This is a genomic window from Streptomyces sp. AC627_RSS907 (assembly GCF_019049165.1).
This window is the reverse complement of record NZ_JAGMUE010000208.1, coordinates 1-552: the sequence shown is the minus strand read 5'-3', so window position 1 is coordinate 552 and position 552 is coordinate 1. Positions and strand designations below refer to the sequence as shown.

At 71.4% G+C, this 552-nt stretch carries 1 pseudogene; it reads left to right on the top strand.

Annotation, left to right across the window (positions count from 1 at the left end):
• Positions 1 to 48 precede the first annotated feature (48 nt).
• Positions 49 to 552: pseudogene (locus tag KUM32_RS32210) on the top strand (alpha/beta fold hydrolase); the annotation flags it as partial.

Below are 552 nucleotides of genomic sequence, written 5' to 3'. Positions count from 1 at the left end.
CGCTTCCCGAAGTGCTGCGCCCGCCCACGGAGTTGAGGAGACCAGCCGATGCCCTACGCGACGGCACCCGACGGGACCCGCATCGCCTACCAGGTCGAAGGCGAGGGTGTGCCGCTCATCCTGCTGGCTGGGCAGGCCAACAGCCACCTTTGGTGGGAGACGGTGCGCGCCGACTTCCACCCCGCACGCAGCACCCTGACCCTCGACTACCGGGGCACCGGCGACAGTGACAAGCCCGATACGCCCCACAGCACCGAACTGTTCGCCCAGGACGTCATCGCCGTCCTCGACGACCTCGGCATCGAGCGGGCCGACGTCTACGGCACGTCCATGGGTGGGCGTGTCGCCCAGCAACTCGCCGCCCGCCACCCGCGCTGAGTCCGCGCCCTGGTCCTGGGCTGCACCTCACCCGGCGGCCCGCACGGCATCGAACGCGGCGACGACGTCCGCCAGGCACTGGCCCAGCCCCACTCCGGAGCCGCGCGACAAGCCCTGCTGGAGTTCATGTACACACCCCGCTGGCTCGCCGACCATCCGGGCCCGCACCACACC